The following is a 19293-nucleotide window of genomic DNA, read 5'->3' on the forward strand; positions in this document are numbered from 1 at the left end:
TACACATGTCCTTTGCCTCCCTCGGTCTCTCCGAGGCTTTAGTCCGTGCGGTCGAATCCGCCGGCTACACCCAACCCACTCCGGTGCAACAGCGGGCCATTCCCGCCGCGTTGCAAGGTCGCGACCTGATGGTGGCGGCCCAGACGGGTACAGGTAAGACAGGCGGTTTTGCACTGCCGATCCTTGAGCGACTGTTCCCCAACGGTCATCCAGATCGCGAACAGCGTCACGGCCCGAAACAGCCGCGCGTCCTGGTATTGACCCCGACTCGCGAACTGGCCGCCCAGGTGCATGACAGCTTCAAGCTGTATGCCCGCGATTTGAAATTCGTCAGCGCCTGCATCTTCGGCGGCGTTGGCATGAACCCGCAGGTCCAGGCCCTGGCCAAGGGCGTCGACGTCCTGGTGGCCTGCCCCGGTCGCCTGCTCGACCTGGCCAACCAGCGCGCCATCGACCTGTCGCACGTGGAAATCCTCGTGCTCGACGAAGCCGACCGTATGCTCGACATGGGCTTTATCCATGACGTAAAGAGGGTCCTCGCCAAGCTACCGGCCAAGCGCCAGAACCTGCTGTTCTCGGCGACCTTCTCGAAGGACATCACCGATCTGGCCGGCAAGCTGCTGCACAACCCGGAACGCATCGAAGTGACGCCGCCGAACACCACGGTCGAGCGCATCGAGCAGCGGGTATTCCGCGTCCAGGCCAGCCACAAGCGCGCCCTGCTCGCTCACCTGATAACCGCGGGCGCCTGGGAACAGGTACTGGTGTTCACCCGCACTAAACATGGCGCCAATCGCCTGGCCGAATACTTGGATAAACACGGCCTGCCGGCTGTGGCGATCCACGGCAACAAGAGCCAGAACGCCCGCACCAAAGCTCTGGCCGACTTCAAGGCGAGCAAAGTGCGCATCCTGGTCGCCACCGATATCGCCGCACGCGGCCTGGATATCGACCAGCTGCCGCACGTGGTCAACTTCGAGCTGCCGAACATCGAAGAAGATTACGTGCACCGCATTGGCCGTACTGGCCGTGCTGGCCGCAGTGGCGAGGCGATCTCCCTTGTTGCTCCGGATGAAGAGAAGCTGCTCAAGGGTATTGAGCGCATGACCAAGCAGAAGATCGCTGACGGCGATCTGCTCGGTTTTGATGCCAGTACCGTTGAGGCTGAACGTCCAGAAGCGCGTGAACCGCAGAAACCACGTCAACCGCGTGGAGCTAAGCCGGAAGGCGAACGCCATGGCGGCGGGCGCAAGGACAAAGGCAAGGACAGCGGCCGTGATAACAACCGCAGCAAGCCACAAGGCGGCCGCAGTCAACAACCGCGCAACTCGTCCTCAAGCCGCGCCGCCGCACCGGCCGTGCCCGCACTCCCTCCGGACCGCGCGCCGGACGAGTTCCGCGACGATGAAATCGACAATTTCGGCAACCGTGCCGACTATGTAAGCCCGAACCAGAACAAGCAGCAGAACCGTGGCCGTCGGCCAGGTGCGCCTGCTTCAGGCCCGAGCGCCAGCAATGGTGTCGGTCAGGGTGCTCGCCCAGCCAAGCCACCGCGCAACAATGGCGGTGGCGCCAATGCTGGCGGCCAAGGCCGTCGTCAGGGTGCTGGGGCTAGCGGCCAAGGTGGTCAGGGCCGTAATGGTTCCGGCCGTGCACGTCCACCACGTGATACACGCACCACCTCGCTGAACCGCGATGAACTGCCACGCCAGGAAGCGGCAGTGAAAAGCCCACGCGACAAGCAACCCGTGATCGTGCACAAAGGCTCGCGCCTGGACCGCTTCCCGACACCGGAGCAGCTTGACGAATTGGCGAGCGCACGTCCGCGCGGGGAAAAGCCGGCCCTGCTGACGCGCAACCGCGAAGAGTCATAGTCAGTCAGCTAGCCACAAACAGAAACGCCGCCCATTGGGCGGCGTTTCTGTTTGTGTAGCTCAGAGCAGGGACGGGTTAAGCCGCTGCGCGACTAACCCATCCAGGCAGTCTTACTTGCGGACGCCTTCAACCGAGATGATCAGTTCGACGCTTTCCGAGGCTGGGCCCAGGTCTTTGCTGATGTCGAAGTCTTTCAGCTTCAGGGTGGTGCTGCCCTCGAAGCCGGCACGGTAACCGCCCCATGGGTCTTTGCCTTCACCGATAAACTTGGCGGCAATCACCACAGGTTTGGTCACGCCATTAAGCGTCAAGTCGCCGGTGATATCGGCAGTGCCTTCACCGGTGGATTTGACCGACGTGGACGCGAAGGTCGCGGTTGGGTGCTCGCTGACGTTGAGGAAATCATCGCTGCGGATATGCTTGTCACGCTCAGCATGGTTGGTGTCGACGCTGGTAGTGTTCAGCGTCACGTTGACCTTGCTGTCCTGCGGCTTGGCGGCGTCGAAACTAAAGCTGCCGTCGAAGTCCTTGAACGTACCGTATAGCCAGCTGTAGCCCAGGTGGCTGATCTTGAAATTGACGAAAGCGTGCTGGCCTTGTTTGTCGATGGCGTAGTCAGCCGCCATCGCCTGACCAGCGCCGATCAGTGCGCCACCAAGTGCCAGGGCTATGAGGGTTTTCTTCAACATGGGCATGCTCCTTGTGAGTATGGGATGGGGCCAATCCAGCCCCGGAAACAACAAACAGAACTAGCGACCGAACATCCGCGTGAGCGTACGGTCGCGGTCAATAAAGTGGTGTTTCAACGCAGCCAGAGCATGCACGCCGGCGAAGATCACCAGTGCCCACGCCAGGTACTCATGCACCAAACCAGCTACGTCTTCCTGATCAGGAATGCTGGTCAGGCTGGCCGGTACTTCAAACAAGCCGAATACCGGGATGCCGCGACCGTCTGCCGTAGAGATCAGGTAGCCGGAAATCATCAGCACAAACAGCCCGAGGTAGAGAAAGCTGTGGCCCAGCTTGCTGGCCAGGCGGGTCATCCGCCCGTGGTTCGGCAAACTCGCCGGCGGCGGACTAAACCAGCGCCACAGCACCCGACCGAGCATCACGGCAAACAGCACTAGGCCGATGCTCTTGTGCAGGTCCGGTGCGGTCTGTCTCCAGCTGCTGTAGTAGTCCAGGTCGACCATCCAGTAACCCAAGCCGAACAGGCCGAACACGACCAGCGCTACCGACCAGTGCAGCACGATGCTGACCAGGCCGTAGTGAGAAGTGCTATTGCGCCATTGCATTAAAAACTTTCCGGAGTGAAGGACTAAAACCGCGAGTGGAGCAAGACTAGCAATAAACCTATCGACTAAAAGCGGAAATTTTCGCTTTGAAATATCGGGAAATACGATACGTATTTTTTGCTTTTTTCCTCAGCCGCTTTAGGCTGGGGGCATTCGGCAAAGTTCAGCAGCCAGGCTACAGGCGGCATGATAGAGAGGATCAACGGGTTCCTGGGCAATCCACCCGTGGTTGTGCCGTCCATCCAGCGCAGTGCTTCTGATAGGCTTGGTGCAGATGATTGCGAGCCGAGGAAGAAGTACAGCGATGAGCCTGAATGACCAGTGGATGCAGCGTGACCTGAAAGTGCTCTGGCACCCTTGCACACAAATGAAGGACCACGAACAGCTGCCGCTGGTGCCGATCAAGCGTGGCGAAGGTGTTTGGCTCGAGGACTTCGACGGCAAACGCTACCTCGACGCGGTCAGCTCGTGGTGGGTCAACGTGTTCGGCCACGCCAACCCGCGGATCAATCAGCGCATCAAGGATCAGGTCGACCAGCTGGAACACGTGATCCTTGCCGGTTTCAGCCATCAGCCAGTGATCGAATTGTCCGAGCGCCTGGTCAAAATGACCCCGCCGGGCCTGGACCGGGTGTTCTACGCCGACAACGGCTCGTCCTGTATCGAAGTCGCGCTGAAGATGAGCTTTCACTACTGGCTCAACGTCGGCAAACCAGCGAAAAAGCGCTTCGTCACCCTCTCCAACAGCTACCACGGCGAAACCATCGCAGCGATGTCGGTGGGTGATGTCGCGCTGTTTACCGACACCTACAAGGCGCTGCTGCTCGACACCATCAAGGTACCCAGCCCGGACTGCTACCACCGCCCCGAGGGTATGAGCTGGGAAGAACATTCGCGCACTATGTTCACCGCCATGGAACAGACCCTGGCCGAGCATAGCCATGAGGTCGCGGCGGTAATCGTCGAGCCGCTGATCCAGGGTGCCGGCGGTATGCGCATGTATCACCCGATCTACCTCAAGCTGCTGCGCGAAGCCTGCGACCGCTATGGCGTGCACCTAATCCATGACGAAATCGCTGTCGGTTTCGGCCGCACTGGGACGATGTTCGCCTGTGAACAGGCCGGTATTCGCCCGGATTTTCTCTGCCTATCGAAAGCGCTGACTGGCGGCTATCTACCTCTGGCCGCCTGCCTGACCACCAACGAGGTGTATGAGGCGTTTTATGACGACTATTCGACCCTGCGCGCCTTCCTTCATTCGCACAGTTACACCGGCAACCCACTGGCCTGCGCGGCCGCCCTGGCGACCCTGGACATCTTCGAACAGGACAATGTGATCGAAGCCAACAGGGCCCTCGCCGCACGCATGGCCAGCGCCACCGCGCACCTGGCCGACCACCCGAATGTCGCTGAAGTGCGCCAGACCGGCATGGCCCTGGCCATCGAAATGGTCCAGGACAAAGCCAGCAAAACCGCCTACCCCTGGCAGGAGCGTCGCGGCCTCAAAGTGTTCCAGCACGCCCTCGATCGCGGCGCCTTGCTGCGCCCCCTGGGCAGCGTGGTGTATTTCCTGCCGCCCTATGTAATCACACCCGAGCAGATCGACTTCCTTGCCGAGGTGGCCAGTGAAGGCATCGATATCGCCACCCGCACCTCAGTCAGCGTGGCGCAAGGCAATACCAACTATCCGGGGTTTCGCGATCCGGGCTAAACAGGTAAGTAGGGTGGATGACGCTTCACCCATCCACCATCGCAATATTACGGTGGATGAAAAGAGCGTCAGCTACGCGCCCCGATCCACCCTACGGATATCCATGCGCACCGCGCGCCCTACAGCTAGAATTCGCGCCTTTACTCCAGGTTCACGTTTTATGCGCCTATCCCGTTTCTTTATCGATGCCCCCCTCGCCCTCGGCCAGCACGAGCTGCCGGAAACTCAGGCCCACTATATCGGCCGCGTGCTGCGCCATGCCGTGGGCGATGCGGTGCAATTGTTCGATGGCAGCGGCCAGGAATACCGGGGCGAACTGGTCGAGGTGGGCAAGAAAAGCGTGCGCGTCGAGTTGCGCGAAGCCTTTGCCGGCCAGGCCCAATCACCGCTGCATATTCATCTGGGCCAGGGTCTGTCGCGCGGCGAACGCATGGACTGGGCGATTCAGAAAGCCACCGAACTGGGCGCCAATGAAATCAGCCTGATCGTCAGCGAACGCTGCGAAGTGCGCCTCAAGGATGAGCGCGCCGACAAGCGCATGGCGCATTGGCGGCAAGTGGCGATCAGCGCCTGCGAGCAATGCGGGCGCTCGGTGCTACCGATCATTCATCCGCCCATCAGCCTGAACGACTGGCTGGGGCAGGTATCCGCCGAACTCAAGTTGGTGCTGCACCCGGTCGCCGAGCCTTGGGCCAGCCACCCACAGCCTAAGTCGCTGGCCTTTCTGATCGGCCCTGAAGGCGGTCTGAACGACAACGAAGTCGACTTGGCCAAGACCCAGGGCTTCCACGCCGCACGCCTCGGCCCGCGCGTACTGCGCACGGAAACCGCGCCAGTGGTCGCCCTAAGCGTGGCGCAGCAGTTGTGGGGGGATTTCTAGACCCACTTCAGCGTCATAAAAAAGCCCGCTGACGCGGGCTTTTTTGTTTGTTATCGGTCAGATCAATCCGGCATCGGCCAGCTTCCGCTCCAAGCCAATCAGGTCCGGAATCTTCAGCACAGCCTCACCAAACTGCACCGCATCCAGCTCCAGCGGCGACAGGGCGACATCGGCGCGTACCAGCTCGGCACCAACTTTGATTGAACGTGGAATGCCTTGCACCAGCACGGCAATGAACTTCACTGCGGGGCGGCCGCCGAGAGCGTTGATCACCGCCACCCGCGAGCCTGGGCTGACGTTGACCTGCCCATCCGAGGCGGCCTCGAACGACAGCAGCGGCAGGCGCAGATCACGCCAGGCAATTTGCCCGAGGAACCAGCTGGGCATGCCTTCACTGACCTGTGGCGCGCGATAAGGGATCAGCTCGGCCACCGCGACGTTGGGCAGCAGCAGGGTACGGTCAGTCAGCGGCATCAACAGGCCGGTAATGCTATTGGCGCTATTCTGCGTGGCGACGGCTTGGCTCATGAGAATTTCCTGTACAGGGCACGGCCCCGGATTATCGGCACTGCTCGGCCAGGTGATTGACCAGCGCTGCGGCCAGCTCTCGCGGATCGCCGCTAAGGCTGCTGTAGCCACCTTCACGCAGGCTGTCCGGCATGCTCGGGCAGGCGCAGCTGTCGGCGCGCTGGGTCCAGATCACACTGCCCTGGCGACGCACGTAGGCGGCTGCGGCGCTGCCGTCGCTGCCCATGCCGCTGAATACAATCACGCCGCTCAGCGCAGCAAAATGCTGGGCTAGATTAAGCATCATCTGATCGATCGACGGGCTGTAGGGTTCTGGCCAGCCGCGCTCGGAAATCTGCATCTGGCCATCATCGCTGAAGCCCAGTTCATAACTGATCGGCACCACCACCACTTCACCGCAACGCACCGCGTCGCCATGCCGCGCAGGGTTCACATGCCACTGACTGTGGCGCCCGACCGCTTGCGGCAGTGCATTTTCGAAACTCGCATCAATATGCTGCGCATAGACAAACCCGACCGGCAGACCGCCCGGCAAAGCATCGAGAAAGGCTTTCACGGCAGCTGGGCCACCCAGGGAGGCAGCCAGCAACCAGACCTGACGGGCCGGCTCTCCGGCTACCAGTGGGGTATCCGCCAGCTCAGCCGGCAGATCCAGACGTGATGGCCGCTGCGCTTCAGCCAGCAGGGCTTCCAGGCTAGGACCAACGGCCTGAGATGGGTCGCCAACCAGCTTCTTCAGCTTGCCAAACAGGCGGCGTTCCCAGCGCGGGTAGTTTTCCGAATGACGCTCCGGTGCGTGACCTTCGCCAAACAGCACTGGGGCCGAGGCACTTTCCATCAGGCTGTCGACCAGCGGCAAGTCTTCGGACTGCGCCAGGTCAACCAACCACAGATCGGTTTCACAGGCGTTCAGGGTTTCCTGATCGAGGCGCGCTGGGTCGCTATTCATCACCACCTGATAGCCGCTACCAGTCAACGCCTGTTGCAGCACATGGCGCTGCAGCGAGGTGTCGGCAATAACCGCAATACGGGCTGCAGTTTTCTCACTCATGTGCGGTTTACCGGGTGGCGGCCCACCAGTTGCTGAATGGTTTCAAGCAACAAGGACTCTTGGTAAGGCTTACCAAGGTACTCGTTGACGCCGATGCTCATGGCCCGCTCACGGTGTTTTTCACCCGTACGCGAGGTAATCATGATGATCGGCAAGTCTTTCAGGCCTTCATCGTGGCGCACCAGGGTTGCCACTTCGAAGCCGTCCATGCGTGGCATTTCGATGTCCAGCAGCATGATGTCGGGCTTGCGCTCCTGCAGCTGCGAGATGGCATCGACACCGTCCTTGGCGGTCAGCACGTTCATGCCGTTACGCTCGAGCAGGCGACTGGTGACCTTGCGTACGGTGACCGAATCGTCGACCACCATGACCAGGGTCGGCCGGTCCGCTTCGATCTCCGCCGCCGTCGCCGACTGCTTGAGTAGACGCGGTTGCAGCTGAGTCAGCAAATGCGCATGCAGTACGCGGATGGTCGCCAGCAGATCGAGAATGACCACCACGCGACCGTCACCAAGGATGGTCGCACCGGAAATCCCGTGTACGCCGGCGAACTGCGGGCCAAGGCTCTTCACCACGATCTCGCGCGAACCAGCCAGGGAGTCAACCTGCACGGCCACGGCGTGCTCTTTAGAGCGCACCAGAATCACCGGCAGCGGCAAGCTCTGGCCGACCAGCTTGGGCTGCTGGCCGTTGTTCAGCAGGTCGCCGAGGTAGCGCAGTTCATAGCTCTGCCCGGCATACTCGAAGCGCGGCGCATCGGGGGCGTAATAGGCTTCCAGCTCGTACGGGGACACCCGCACGATACCTTCGATGGTGTTCAGCGGAATGGCGTAGAGGTCTTCACCCGAGAGCACCATCAGCGCGCGGTTGACCGACACGGTAAACGGCAGCCGAATGGTGAAGGTGGTGCCAGTACCGGGGATCGACTCAATGCTCATCGAACCGCCGAGCTGCTTAACCTCGGAGTGGACCACGTCCATCCCCACGCCACGGCCGGAGATCTGCGTGACCTTCTCAGCGGTGGAGAAACCGGCCTCGAGAATAAACTGCAGCACTTCGTAGTCGGTGAGGTCCGAGTCGGCATCCATTAAGCCGCGCTCGATGGCCTTGCGCCGCACCGCTTCGAGACGAATACCGCCGCCGTCATCGGCCAGGGTCAGAACGATATCGCCACCCTCGCGGCCCAGCGCCAGGCGGATGGTGCCCTGCTCCGGCTTACCGGCAGCACGACGCACATCGGCGGCTTCGATACCGTGGTCGACGGCGTTACGCAGCATATGCTCCAGCGGCGCGACGATACGCTCAAGAACGGTACGGTCCATCTCGCCATCGGCGTTGCCGACGACAAACTCGACCTGTTTGCCCAGCTCACCGGAAATCTGCCGCACGATACGACGCAGACGCGGTACCAGACGGTCGAAAGGCACCATGCGCGTACGCATCAGACCTTCCTGCAGTTCGGAGTTAACCCGCGCCTGTTGCAGCAACAGGGTTTCCGCATCGCGGTTACGCGCGGCCAGGGTTTCTTTCAGGTCGAGCAAGTCGGAAGCGGACTCGAACAGTGCGCGCGAGAGCTGCTGCAGCTGTGAATGGCGGTCCATTTCCAGTGGGTCAAAATCTTCATAACCCATACGCTCGGCTTCAGCCTCGATACGGCTGAGAATTTGCGCCTGGGTTTCGGTATCGAGGCGGCGCAACTGATCGCGCACGCGGTCGATGGTGGCTTCCATCTCACTCAGGGTGAAACCGAAGTCACTGACCTGCTGTTCGACCCGGCCACGGAAAATCGACGTTTCACCGGCCAGGTTAACCAGGCCTTCAAGCAACTCGGCCGGCACCTTGACCAGCTCCTGCGGCGCACGACGGGAAGCCGCTTCCTGCGCCGCTTCTTCAGCCCGACGCACGAACGGTAGAACCTTGGCGACAAGCTCCTTGGCGGGCATGGTGCTGGCCGCGACAATCGGCGTGCTCAACTCCGGCAGGCGCGTGACTTGCTCGGCAACTGGCGCAGGCGCCTGAGTGCTCGCCGTATCGGCCACCAGGCTGTCATTCAGGCGCTGACGCAGCGCGTCGAGCTCCTGCTGCAAGCCTTCGAAGCCCGACTGCACATCGACAAACAGACTCTGCGGCCACGGCGCACCCTGGGCTTGCGCTTCGGTCAGGTGCTGTTCGAGGCTGTGGGTCAGATCGCCCAGACGTTTCTGCCCGGCCAGGCGCGCACCACCTTTGAGCGTGTGCAGGATACGCAGCATATCGTCGATGGCGGCGCCGTCTTCACGGTCAGCCTCCCAACGGCCGATGGCGACTTCCATGGCTTCCAGCAGGTCATCACCTTCCTCAAGGAAGATGTCGAGGATGTCCGATTCGGCATCGTCATCCTGCTGGGTTTCAGCAGCCTTGAGGGCAACCGCTGACGGCATGCTCAGTTGCTCGTCCGGGTTAGCGCGAAACCGCTTGATGGTTTCGATCAGCGCCTCGCCACTCGGCACGCCGCGTTTGTCGCGAACCGCTTCGAGCATCTCGGCCAGGCTGTCGTGGCAGGCCTGGAGCAAGGTGAAGAGGTCCTGACTGGCGCGCAAACGACCTTGACCAAGACCTTCGTAGAGGAATTCCAGTTCGTGGGCCAGGTCGCCGATCTCACGAATTTCGGCCATGCGTGCACCACCCTTTAGGGTGTGCAGATCACGCTGTAGCGACTCTAGCTCCAGGCTGTTGTTTACGTCGCCCATCCAGCGTTGCAGCGCCGCACCGGCGCTGTCGATGATGTCGAAACCTTCTTCGAGGAAGATTTCCACCAGTTCCGGATCGCGATCGTCATCGAATACGGCAGGCGTAGCAACAGCGACCGGCTCTGGCTCTGGCTCTGGCTCTGGCTCTGGCTCTGGCTCTGGCTCAGAGTCGGGGACCTGGGCAAGTTCGGCTTCAGGTTCGTTATCGAATTCGACCAACGGTTGCTCGTCGAGCTCAGCAGCAGGCAGCTCGAACGCCTCAATCTCCAGCGACTCGTTCGCCAAAGGCTCGCCGTCCTTTGGCTCGTGCGGCGCATCGGCCAGGATGCCAAAGTCGATCTCTTCTTCGATTTGCGGTAGCTCAGCAGGCTCAGGCTCTGTCAGATCAAATGACTCGACCAGCGGCAAGGCTTCGGCTTCGGCTTCGGCTTCGGCTTCGGCTTCGGCTTCGGCTTCGGCTTCGGCTTCGGCTTCGGCTTCGGCTTCGGCTTCGGTAACAGGCTCGGCGATAGCTGGGGACACTGGCAAGCTTTGTCCACCGCTCTGGCGGAAACTGCGAATAGCCTCGATCAGTTCCAGCGGCGAATGCATGGTAGCGCGCGCCTGCAGCTGCTCCAGCAGCTGGGCCAGTGAGTCGTGGCTTTGCTGCAGCAGGTTCGCCAGTGGCTGCGAGAAACTGTAACGGCGGTCGACCAAGCCCTCGTACAAGGATTCGAGCTCATGGGCGAGATCGCCAATCGGGCGAATCTCGGCCATGCGCGCGCCACCCTTGAGAGTATGCAAATCGCGCTGCAGCGATAATAGAGCGGCTTTGTTATCCGGGTCGGCCAACCAACGCTCAAGTGCCTGACCCGCACTTTCCAGAATATCGACGGCCTCTTCGAGGAAGATCGATACCATTTCTTCGTCGAGCGATTCGTAAAGCGAAGCTGCCGGCGGTTCGACCTGCACTTCACTCACGGCCTCAGTAGGCGCAGTTAGGTCTTCAACGGCTGGCGCATCAAGCTCAAGCGGCTCGATAGACTCATCCGGCTCAGCCAGGCTGAGCTCTTCCAGCGCCGCCGTAGCGTCGGCCAGTTCAACAACGTCAATGCCGGCGGCACCGTTGTTGGACAGCAGGGCCAACGTGTTAGGGTCCAGGGCTTCCATCAGCAGGTTACGCAGGGCGGTCACGCGCTCAGGAGCAGCGCTGACCTGCAGGCCGGCGGCGACCTGATCCATCATGCCAATCAGGGCTTCGTGTGCCTGTTCTGCTTCGCTGAAGAAGCGCTCGCTGACCGCCAGGCGGCCTTCTTCGACCGCACCATAGAGATCGAGCAGGGCTTCGCAGAGCTCATCAATCTGCGGCAGCTCAGCCATCTCGGCACCACGGCCAAGGGTGGTCAGCTCGTCCAGCAAGGAACTCAGCTCCTGGCGCTCGGACGGGTGTTCGCGCCATTTGCGCAGCAGGTCTTCGGCATCCAGCAGGATATCCATGCCTTCGGCAAGGAAGATGCTGATCATCTGTGGATCGCGCTTATCACCCTGATCACTCTGGCGGCTATTTTCGGCGTGCTCGAGCCGATCGCTGTGCAACTTCTGCACGCGCTCAAGGAACTCGGCAGCACCCGGCAAAACCGCCAGCGGCTGGCTTTCCAGCTGTTCAAGACCCAGGCGGAAGAGTTTCTCGGCGCTGCTGAGCAGCTCCGCTTCGGCCAGATCCATCGGGATCAGGTTGGTTTTGAATTCCTTGACCAGTTTTTCCAGCGGCGAAGCAATCTCTGCCACCGGCTGAATACCGGCCATCGAGGCACTGCCCTTTAGGGTATGCAGGGCACGCTGCAGGTCATCAGTGACCGGCTGCGGCAATTCCTGGGCACAGTCAGCCAGGAAGCCAACCAGGGTATCGAGGTGCATTTCCGCTTCGTTGCGGAAAATCTCCAGTAACTGCGGATCTAGCCCGTCTTCATCCTCAACAACTTCGTCGGTAGCAACTGGACTGCCCTCGGGCTCCGCTACCAGCTCAACCGGGGCTTGAGGTTTTGGGAGGCTTCGGCCTTTAGCCAAGGCGTGCGCCGTCGCGGCCAGATGATCAACATCGTCACGCTGACGTTGCGCTTTATTGGCAAATTCATCGACCAAGGCCGGCATCAACGCGACCACATCGGCGATCACCTGCTGTACCTCGGCACCCGGTTGAATGCTGCGGTCGAGCACACGGTTGAGCAGGTTTTCAATCGACCAGCCCAGCTCCCCAATCACCAGAGCACGGACCATGCGTCCACTGCCCTTGAGGGTGTGGAAGGCCCGGCGGATCTCGGTCAAAGCGTCCTTGTTATCGGTATCGGCGCACCACTGCGGGAAATACTCGCCAATGGTTTCCAGTACTTCACCGACTTCTTCGATAAAGACTTCCAGCAGCTCTTCATCAATCGGCTCTTCATCAGCCGGCGGCGGCAGCAGACTTGGCGGCACATCGTGAGCCGGTGGGTTGATCGCCTGCACCGGAGCGGCCATCACGTCAGCCATCGACAGGGCCTTTTCGGCTACAGGTTGCGCAGGCTCTTCGCTCAGCGGAGCGCTTGGCAGCTCGACTTCAGGCAACTCGAGGGCGGCCAGTTCGGCCTCGTTCCAGTTGGCGGGGCTGTCGGTTTCGTCTAGCTCAAAGCTGCCCAGTTGCAGCTCTTCACCAGCGAACGGCTGTTCTGGTTGAGCTTCAACCAGCGGCACTGGCTCGGCGTCGGGCAGGTCAATACTGAAATCAAGCAGCTCAAGATCAGCGGCTGGCGCGTCAGTAACCCACGCAGCCTCGCTGGATGGCGCTTCAATCGCTGTCGAATCCAGATCGGCAAACTCGGCACTGAGGTCGTCTGCCAGATCCAGGCTCAGGAGTTCTTCGACCACCGGTTCCAGGGTCGGGGCAATCTCGGCTGGCTGCTCTGGCTCGGCACTGAGCACCTCCATATCGTCCAGCGGATCCGCCAACGGCGCAAAGGACTCTACGGGAGGCTCGACGCGGTCGAGAATCGACGGTTTTTCTTTCAGCGGGTAGCCCAGGCTTTCCAGACTTTCCTCGGCCACGTCGAGAATCAGGTCGCCCTGCGTCGCGTGGTCTTCAGCCAGGCGTTCGAGGTAGTACTCGACGCTGGTGATGGCGTCCGCCAGGGTGTCGAGGTTCTGCCAGTTGGGCACGGCCTTGCGCGCCAGTAGCTGCTCTTGAATATAGCGATTGCAGGCATTCAGCAGATCGGCGGCGCGCTGCAGCGGAATCATCGCGAGCCCACCACGCACCTGAGTCAGCAGATCAGGCACGCGAGCCAGGTGCTCGTGGTTCCACTGCGAGGCGATAAATTCGATGATGGCGTCTTTGGCCTGCTCCAGGCCGTTGCGTGCCTCTTTAATGACGAGCTGGTGAATCTGCGCCACGTCGGTGGTCGGCAGATGGCTTTCTTCGCGACCGCCGTCCTGCGCGGGACCGACCATGCCGGCCAGGGTCGCTTCGACGTAGAGCAGAGCGCCGGCAACATCCATCAGCACCGCATCGCTCGGCTCGCCCTGGCCCTTGGCCAGGCCGTTGACCACATCGAGCTGGTCGACAATAACTTTGCGCGGCTGACCGAAACCCAGCACGGCGAGGGTGTCGGCAATCTGCTTGAGCGGCGCAGCAAGGGCATCCAGATCGGCAACCTGAGTACGGTCGCTGCGCACGAACAGATCGAGGCTATCCTTGACCCGCACCAGTTCTTCACAAAGCGCGGCGACTACCGAACGCATGGCGTCGCGGTCCGGACCGGCCAGGCGCGCCCGCTCTTCGTCGACAACATCGTTATCCGGCAACGCATCGTCGAGGCGATACTGCTCTTTAAGGTTGCGTACGCGCGGCGATTGCGCCGACGACTTGGCCACATAGAACAGCAGGTTCTTACTCAGCTCGTCGGGAGCAGCTTGATTAAGGCCATCGGCGCCCTGTTCGAGCAGGCGCTTGAGCTCCTTATCAACCTGACGCAACAGCGTACGAATCGAGGTGCCATTGGTCACACTGCCGTTGGCCAGACCTTCGACCACGCCGGAAGCAATCTGCCACAGCGGGCCGAGCGGTGAGTCCTTGCAGAGATTTTCCAGACGCGCGAACACCCGTGCCATATAGCCCAGGTTCGTCGGCAGATCTTGGTTGCGGATTACCCCGACCAGGGCCATTTGCAGCATTTGCCGCAGCTTGCGCAGCAACACCGGCAGCTCAGCGGTGCGAAGCTGGTCGAGAGTTTCATGGGGCAGCGCTGGCGTGCGACCGGACATGTCCGGAGCAAACAGGCTGGTTTCCGACAGCAGCTTCTCCCCACGCGCGGCACGCAGGTCGTTGAGCAGAGGCAGCACGACCATCGGCAGGTCGCGGCGAGCAGTTTGGATGCGGTCAAGGTACACCGGCAGCTGCAGAATCGACTGCATCAGCACTTCCAGGGCTTCACCCTGGTTGGTCACCCGGCCGTCGATCAGGGCGCCGGCCAGCTGTTCCATTTCCTCAGCCAGCAGTGCCGCACCGAAAAACTCGACCATCTGCAGGGTGCCGAGCACCTGATGCACATAGGTCTGGCAGAAACGCATGCGCGTAGCGTCCTGAGGGTTCTCAACGAACGCCTCCAGGGCCTGACGCGCCTGCTTCAGGGTTTCCGCGATCTCGCCCTTAACCCATTCCAGGGCGACATAATCGTGCCGATCACCCATAGCCACTCCACTCATAAACTTGGCTCTGCCTTATCCCTTGCGGGTAAACGCCAGAACTCGCTCGTCGGCTACCGGGATCAACTCCGGATGCTGCCAACCTGCTACTTCGCCCACTCCCACCACCAGCAGTCCTCCGGGCACCAGGCGCTCGGCCAGGCGGTTGAGGATCTCGCGGCGACGCCAGCGACGAAAATAGATCAACAAGTTCTGACAAAAAATAACGTCCATACCTGACATCGGTGCCTTGGCCAGCTCCAGCACATTGAGCCGGGCGCAACACACGCGCGCGGCCAGAGTAGGCACCACTTTGAAACGTCCATCGTCCTGGGCCAGGAAGTAACGCTGGCACAGATCGGCATCCAACTGCTCCAGACGGCGTGCGCCATATTGCCCATCGCGCGCCTTACTCAGGGCATTCAGGCTGATGTCAGTGCCTGTTACCCCGAAATGATCCGGGTGCTCACTTTCTCGCAGAACCTCGGCCGCACTGATGGCCAGCGAATACGGTTCTTCACCACTGGCACAACCCACGCTCCACAGCTCCCATGGCTGCGTCACGCCCCGCTGCAAACGCTCGCGCAAATAGCTTTCGAGCACTTCAAAGGAAGGACGATGACGAAAGAAACGGGTTTCCTGCACAGTCAGCCGGTCCAACAAGGTCGACCATTCCACCGCTCCGCGGGGACCATCGGTTACCTGCCGGTAATACGTGGCGTAATCCATCACGCCCAGCTCGCGCATCCGCGCACTCAGATTGGTTTGCAGAAACGCCCGCCGCCGTTCATTGAGAACGACCCCGGTGCGCTCCTCAAGCAGCGTCTGCCAGTCACGAAACTCCGTGGCTGTCATGTCTGCCAGAGGCTGCAAGGCCCAGACGCCTGACTGCATGTCGTGCCCCTCGCTCACGGCCATAGTCCTTGTGCGGCAAGCTTTTCAGCCTGCCGCGCAGCACCTGATTAAGCCTGTTCCCCACCCGGCAAGGTAAAGCCGGATACCGACTTACGCATCTCACTGGCCATCTTGGCCAGGTTACCAATGCTCTTGGCGGTTGCTGTGGTACCGGAGGAGGTTTGCGAGGTGATTTCCTGGATCACGTTCATCGTGTTGGAAATGTGACCCGCCGACGATGCCTGCTGGCGAGCAGCGTTGGAGATGTTCTGAATCAAGGCCGCGAGGGTTTTCGATACCTTCTCGATCTCTTCCAGTGCCACCCCGGCGTCCTGCGCCAGACGAGCACCGCGCACCACTTCGGAAGTCGTTTGTTCCATCGAGATAACGGCTTCGTTGGTGTCGGTCTGAATTGTCTTAACCAGCGCTTCGATCTGCTTGGTTGCAGCAGAAGAACGTTCCGCAAGGCGTTGTACTTCGTCCGCTACCACGGCGAAGCCTCGACCCGCGTCACCCGCCATGGAGGCTTGGATCGCGGCGTTCAGTGCGAGGATGTTGGTCTGGTCAGCAATGTCGTTAATCAGGCTAACGATGTCACCGATCTCCTGGGACGATTCACCGAGGCGTTTAATACGCTTGGAGGTGTCCTGGATCTGCTCACGGATGTTATCCATGCCGGTGATGGTGTTGTGCACCACTTCGTTGCCTTTGTTGGCGATGGCTACGGAACGTTCCGCTACCGCGGAGGACTCCGAGGCGTTCGCCGATACCTGGTCAATCGACACGGCCATTTCGTTGATCGCTGCAGAAGCACCTGCAATTTCCTGGGCCTGGTGCTCGGAAGCCTCAGCCAGGTGCATCGCCGTGGCCTGGGTTTCCTGTGCCGCACCGGCTACCTGAACGGCGGTCAGGTTGATCGTTGCTACCAGGTCACGCAGCTGGTCGATGGAGTAGTTGATGGAGTCAGCGATGGCACCGGTAAAGTCTTCGGTTACCGTCGCGGCCACGGTCAAGTCACCGTCTGCGAGGTCGGCGATTTCGTCGAGCAGTCGCAGAATCGCCGCCTGGTTACGTTCGTTCTTCTCGGCGGTGGACGCCAGACGACGGTTGGTTTCCCGCACCATCACCAGACCGATCAGGATGATCGAACCGAGCGCCAGAGCACCGAGCACATAACCGACCAGGGTATTGATAGCGCGACCAGTGGCCAGGTCATCAAAACCGACAGCCAGCTCGGAGGCCTTGTCCAACAGGGTCTGCGAAACGCTGAAGATCACGTTGGCCGATTCACGCACCTGGAACAGTTCAGGCGAGGTTTCGAGAATCTCATCCACCGAACCGGATACGAACTCAAACAGCTCGGAAATTTCCGCCAGACGCTCGAGGGCTTCCTCGTCGCTTACCTGGGTAATTTCCATGGCGGCGTTGCCTTCAAGCATCGCACTCAATACGCGACCGAACAGGCTGGCATCGCGACCGAACATGTCAGCGGCCTGCACCGAATCCTGGTCACCGGCGAGTACCTTGTTTACCGAACCCAGAATACGTTCTGCCAACAAGGACTGACGCTGAGCAACCGAGACCTGAGCCGCCGGCGCGCCGCTTTCCAGCAGAATGTCGACCACTTCTTCGTACTCGACCTGCAGCTGCGGAATGGTTTCCGCAAGAGTTGCGGCTACCTGGTGCAGCGACAGTACGGTCTGTTCGTTGGCCAGGATGGCGTCGGTGTTCTGCCGCAGCGTATCCCAGTCCTGCTGCACCACAGCGATCTGTGGCTGCAGGGATTCCGGCGCTGCGGGCAGCCCGGTCTCCTCGTTGCCGTCAGTCAGATAGCCCCAGCGAGTCTGGAAGTCGTTACGCGCATCGCGCAGCAAGGCGAACGCTTCGGCCGTACCGGCCGCCGCTTCCGTGGAGTTTTTCGCGATACGCTGGGACAGTACGCGCAGCTCACCGGCGTGACCGATGTACTCCGTGTCGTAATTGGATTGGGTGTTGATGTAGGCGAAGTTGGCGAACAACAGCACGATCGAAACGATCAGGACAATAAACAGTCCTGCGATCAACGTGCTACTACGCGCACCTGCTAACAAATTACCTGCATTTAGTTTTTTCATTTACTGGCCCCCGCCTGGACCGACCGCACTACGGTTCCCATGTAACGCCAAAAGGCCGACAAAGCCGGCCCCACCGATAAACTGTTAATACGCCACGTCGAGAAAACCCGGATTCTGGGCCAGCGCGTGTGGGCTGAACACCAACCAGGGCTGTTCACGTTGAAATACTCCGTGGATAAAAGGTGCTATGGACGCCTCGAGCGGCGGCAGCTGCTCGGAGAAGGTGTCCACAGGAAAATGCTGCATGCCGAACACTTCATCGACCGTGAGCCCGGCAAAGACTTCCTGGTGGTCAACCACCAGTACCCGGCGCTTCTTGCGCAGTGGCGACAACTCGCTGCCGAAAAAACCGCACAGGTCCATCACTGGCAGCAGACGACCACGCACGTTAGCCACGCCCTTGACCCAGTTTTTCACGCCAGGCAGCAGGGTATGGCGCGGCTCATGCAGCACCTCGCCAACCTCGCCCATAGGTGCGACGAAAAAACGTTCGCCCATGCGAAAACCGATACCGCTCCAGGTCTGCACAACCGCTTGCTGCGAAGGCAAGCCAGCAGCCAGCGAACGACAGAGCCTGTCGATATCTTGAAGGGTTTGAAAAGGTGTTTGCGCGTCCGACATGCCAGCTGCGGCCTTATTCTTTTTTAATTGCGGACTGACCCGGTATTAGCCGGCCAATACCGCATTCAAGGTTTTAACCAGGGTGTCTTCATCGACCGGCTTGGTCAGGTAATCCTTCGCGCCCTGGCGTTTCCCCCAGACCTTGTCGGTTTCCTGATCCTTGGTGGTGACGATGATCACCGGGATGTGACTGGTGTCGGCATCTTTGGTCAACTGACGGGTCGCCTGGAAACCGTTGAGGCCTGGCATGACGATATCCATCAGCACTGCATCCGGCTTTTCTTGGCGTGCCAAGGCAACGCCGTCGGCACCGTTCTCCGCTTTTAGTACCTGGTGACCATGCTTTTCCAGCATAGCGGTCAGCTTGTACATTTCAGTCGGCGAGTCATCAACAATCAGAATTCGAGCCATGGTGTTTCCCAATACTTTAAAAAGGCGCTCAGCTATTCAGCCAGGCGTCAGGACGCTTGTTCCACCGGTACAAAGTCAGGCACATGGGCTTTGATCGCGCCGAGCAGCTCTTCTTTGCTGAAGGGCTTGGTCAGGTACTGATCGGAACCGACAATGCGACCCTTGGCTTTATCGAACAGGCCGTCTTTAGAAGACAGCATGATCACCGGGGTGGATTTGAAAGCGCTGTTGTTCTTGATCAAGGCACAGGTCTGATAGCCATCGAGCCGCGGCATCATAATGTCGACAAAGATGATGTTCGGATGGGTATCGGCGATCTTTGCCAAAGCATCGAAGCCGTCAACTGCAGTAATTACCTCGCAGCCCACCTTTTTCAGCAGGGTTTCCGCGGTACGACGAATCGTTTTCGAATCGTCGATCACCATCACCCTCAAACCCTCGGAATGCTGTTCCATGTTTGCCCTACCATCGCCTCGGTGAGTCGTTATT

The 19293-nt window shown here is 60.4% G+C and carries 13 protein-coding genes; 3 read left to right on the forward strand and 10 right to left on the reverse strand.

The window, feature by feature from the left end:
* The first annotated feature begins 5 nt into the window (after positions 1–5).
* Positions 6–1874 carry a DEAD/DEAH box helicase gene (locus tag AACY25_RS07215; protein ID WP_339523419.1) on the forward strand — a complete coding sequence of 623 codons (1869 nt, stop codon included), beginning with the start codon at positions 6–8 and terminating at the stop codon, positions 1872–1874.
* A gap of 111 nt (positions 1875–1985) precedes the next feature.
* Here the strand turns inward: AACY25_RS07215 and AACY25_RS07220 are convergent, their stop codons facing one another.
* Both AACY25_RS07220 and AACY25_RS07225 read right to left on the reverse strand, forming a co-directional pair.
* Entirely contained in the window at positions 1986–2564 is a 579-nt protein-coding gene (locus tag AACY25_RS07220) for a YceI family protein (RefSeq protein WP_339523420.1), read from the reverse strand.
* A gap of 60 nt (positions 2565–2624) precedes the next feature.
* Positions 2625–3170: a cytochrome b gene (locus AACY25_RS07225; RefSeq protein ID WP_339523422.1), complete on the reverse strand. Its 546-nt coding sequence runs from the start codon at positions 3168–3170 to the stop codon at positions 2625–2627.
* 304 nt (positions 3171–3474) lie between these two features.
* Between AACY25_RS07225 and AACY25_RS07230 the strand changes: the two genes are divergently transcribed.
* Together AACY25_RS07230 and AACY25_RS07235 are read left to right on the forward strand one after the other, a co-directional pair.
* On the forward strand, positions 3475–4881 hold the full coding sequence (locus AACY25_RS07230) for an adenosylmethionine--8-amino-7-oxononanoate transaminase (protein ID WP_339523423.1): 1407 nt from the start codon (positions 3475–3477) through the stop codon (positions 4879–4881).
* Between the two features lie 160 nt (positions 4882–5041).
* Positions 5042–5761 (forward strand): 16S rRNA (uracil(1498)-N(3))-methyltransferase, encoded by a 720-nt coding sequence (locus tag AACY25_RS07235; protein ID WP_339523424.1) that lies wholly within the window; start codon positions 5042–5044, stop codon positions 5759–5761.
* Positions 5762–5818: 57 nt separating this feature from the next.
* Here the strand turns inward: AACY25_RS07235 and AACY25_RS07240 are convergent, their stop codons facing one another.
* The 8 genes from AACY25_RS07240 to pilG all read right to left on the reverse strand — a co-directional run bounded on the left by AACY25_RS07240 (position 5819) and on the right by pilG (position 19259).
* A complete protein-coding gene (locus AACY25_RS07240) occupies positions 5819–6289 on the reverse strand; it encodes a chemotaxis protein CheW (RefSeq protein WP_339523425.1) in 471 nt (156 codons plus the stop codon).
* Between the two features lie 31 nt (positions 6290–6320).
* The gene (locus AACY25_RS07245; protein WP_339523426.1) at positions 6321–7340 is read right to left on the reverse strand and encodes a chemotaxis protein CheB; all 1020 of its coding nucleotides are present in this window, start codon (positions 7338–7340) and stop codon (positions 6321–6323) included.
* Positions 7337–14770 (reverse strand): Hpt domain-containing protein, encoded by a 7434-nt coding sequence (locus AACY25_RS07250; RefSeq protein ID WP_339523427.1) that lies wholly within the window; start codon positions 14768–14770, stop codon positions 7337–7339. Before AACY25_RS07250 ends, AACY25_RS07245 begins: the two co-directional genes overlap by 4 nt.
* A gap of 30 nt (positions 14771–14800) precedes the next feature.
* The gene (locus AACY25_RS07255) at positions 14801–15658 is read right to left on the reverse strand and encodes a protein-glutamate O-methyltransferase (protein ID WP_339523869.1); all 858 of its coding nucleotides are present in this window, start codon (positions 15656–15658) and stop codon (positions 14801–14803) included.
* A gap of 68 nt (positions 15659–15726) precedes the next feature.
* On the reverse strand, positions 15727–17772 hold the full coding sequence (locus AACY25_RS07260; RefSeq protein ID WP_339523428.1) for a methyl-accepting chemotaxis protein: 2046 nt from the start codon (positions 17770–17772) through the stop codon (positions 15727–15729).
* A gap of 84 nt (positions 17773–17856) precedes the next feature.
* Positions 17857–18393 carry a chemotaxis protein CheW gene (locus AACY25_RS07265; protein ID WP_160012894.1) on the reverse strand — a complete coding sequence of 179 codons (537 nt, stop codon included), beginning with the start codon at positions 18391–18393 and terminating at the stop codon, positions 17857–17859.
* Positions 18394–18438: 45 nt separating this feature from the next.
* A complete protein-coding gene (gene pilH / locus AACY25_RS07270; RefSeq protein ID WP_090250086.1) occupies positions 18439–18804 on the reverse strand; it encodes a twitching motility response regulator PilH in 366 nt (121 codons plus the stop codon).
* Positions 18805–18851: 47 nt separating this feature from the next.
* Positions 18852–19259, reverse strand: a complete 408-nt coding sequence (pilG, locus tag AACY25_RS07275) for a twitching motility response regulator PilG (protein ID WP_160012893.1) — start codon at positions 19257–19259, stop codon at positions 18852–18854.
* Positions 19260–19293: the final 34 nt, after the last annotated feature.

The organism is Pseudomonas sp. EA_35y_Pfl2_R111, assembly GCF_963970955.1.
Lineage (GTDB): Bacteria > Pseudomonadota > Gammaproteobacteria > Pseudomonadales > Pseudomonadaceae > Aquipseudomonas.